Source organism: Streptomyces sp. UH6, from assembly GCF_013421635.1.
Taxonomy (GTDB): Bacteria; Actinomycetota; Actinomycetes; order Streptomycetales; family Streptomycetaceae; genus Streptomyces; species Streptomyces abyssomicinicus.
Genome location: NZ_JACADT010001046.1, coordinates 1 through 1,926, shown reverse-complemented (window position 1 = coordinate 1,926; position 1,926 = coordinate 1). Strand labels below are relative to the sequence as shown.

At 75.2% G+C, this 1,926-nt stretch carries 2 protein-coding genes; one reads left to right on the top strand and one right to left on the bottom strand.

All coding sequences use genetic code 11. The features are described from left to right. A partial coding sequence (locus HW445_RS28985; RefSeq protein ID WP_180223809.1) for a vanadium-dependent haloperoxidase occupies window positions 1-781 on the top strand: 781 nt, incomplete at its 5' end. Window positions 782-880: 99 nt separating this feature from the next. Here the strand turns inward: HW445_RS28985 and HW445_RS28980 are convergent. Then, window positions 881-1,684 carry a phosphotransferase gene (locus HW445_RS28980; RefSeq protein ID WP_308800109.1) on the bottom strand — a complete coding sequence of 268 codons (804 nt, stop codon included), beginning with the start codon at window positions 1,682-1,684 and terminating at the stop codon, window positions 881-883. Window positions 1,685-1,926: the final 242 nt, after the last annotated feature.

The window sequence follows — 1,926 nt, the reverse complement described above, 5'->3', positions numbered from 1 at the left end:
GTCCTTCGACCGGCCGCCCGTGCCGGGGATCTGGCGGCCGACCCCGCCCGCGTTCGCCCCCTTCTCCAACGCCTGGCTGGGCCGGATGCGCCCCCTGCTGCTCCACTCCCCCGACATGTTCCGTCCGGGCCCGCCGCCCCCGCCGGCCTCCGCCCGCTACGCGCGGGACCTCGACGAGGTCAAGGCGTACGGGGCGCTGGACAGCACGGTGCGTACGCCCCGACAGACCGACACCGCGCGCTTCTTCACCGAACTGGACATCCCGGGCGCCCTCGCCGACCAGGCGGCCCGGCGCGGCCTCGACATCGCCGACACGGCCCGCCTGTACGCGGCGGCGCACGCCGCGCAGGCCGACGGCATCGTCGCCTCCTGGGACGCCAAGCTGCACTACGGGACGTGGCGGCCGATCACCGCGATCCGTCTGGCGGACCAGGACGGCAATCCGGACACCGAGCCGGACACCGGCTGGGAGCCGCTGCTGCCGACCCCCGCCCACCCCGACTACCTGAGCGGGCACGCCACCACCGCCGGGGCGCTGACGGGCACCCTGACCAGGCTGCTGGGCGACGACCGGATCGACTTCACGGTCCGCTCGGTGCGCGGCGGGTCGACCCGGCACTACGAGTACGCCGCCGACTACGACCGCGACGTGATCGACGCCCGGGTGTTCGCCGGCATCCACACCCGGACGGCGGACATCGTCGGCAACCGGGTCGGACATCGCATCGCCGACTGGGCGCTCACCAGGTACTTCGTCCCCGCCCGGCCTCACCGGCCCTGACCGTCCTTCGGGGATCCGCCCCTCTCCCCCGCCCGGCCGGAGCCCGTCTCCGGCCCGGGCGGCCGGAGCAGACCGGAGACCTGATCGGACCGGAGGCCGTCAGGTCGCCGGTCCCGGGACGATCCGGCCGGTGAAGGTCTCCTCGATCCACCGGGCGTCGGTCAGGTAGCGGCGGTCGTGCCCCTCCGAGACGTGACGGGCGAACGCCGGATGGCCCGCGGCCGCGTGCGCGTGCATCCAGTCCACCAGCGCCCTCAGCCGCTCCGCCGTGACCGCGGGCAGTTCGGCCCGCTCCGCGCCGGACAGCCCGTACGCGTCGGCGAACAGACGGAGCCGGCGGAGCGCCTCGGGCACCGGCAGGGTGAGCGCCTCCTCGTCGGGGGCGTACAGCGGGACGAACCGGTAGGCGGTGTAGGCGACGTCCCACAGGCGCGGGGCCGGGTGGGCGGTGTCGAAGTCGATCAGGGCCACCGGCAGGCCTCCGGCGAACACCGTGTTGTAGGTGGCGGCGTCACCGTGGCAGATGACCTCCGCCGGCTCGCGCGGCGGCAGTTGCCAGACGTCGTCCGGATGCCGCGGGAAGTCCTGCGTGGCGTCGTGGAAGGCACGGAGCAGCCTCGCCATGGCGGTGAGCGAGGCGTCGCTCCTCACCTGCGGTGCGCCGAAGTCGTGTCCGACCTCGCCGGGCAGGAACGCGACGCGTTCCTCCGTGCCGTCCCCGCTGATCCCGTACGGGCGCGGGGCGCCCGCGAAACCCGCGCGCCGCAGATGGGCGAGCAGGCGCTGGACGGTGGGGCTCCACTCCCCGGCCGGCCGGCGGACCACGTCACCCTCGCGGACGACCGGGTTCACCCCGCCGAGGAACACCTCCCTGTCCTCGAGGGACACTTCCCTGTCTTCCACGACGGCAGGCTACCGGGCGCGGGGGCATCAGCTCCGGCCGTCGGCCGGCGGGCTCGTGGCGGGCTCCGGAGCGGGGCGGACGGTGATCGTGCACAGCCTCTTGGTGGCGCGGCGGGGGGCCTGGCGGATCGAACGGCTCGGCGTCCGGCCGGGGGCGATCCGGGAGGGGCGGCCGTCGCCGCGTGGAAGGGACGCGCCGCCGGTGCTCGCCAGTCGACGAGCAGCGGCAGGTTCCGCTCGTC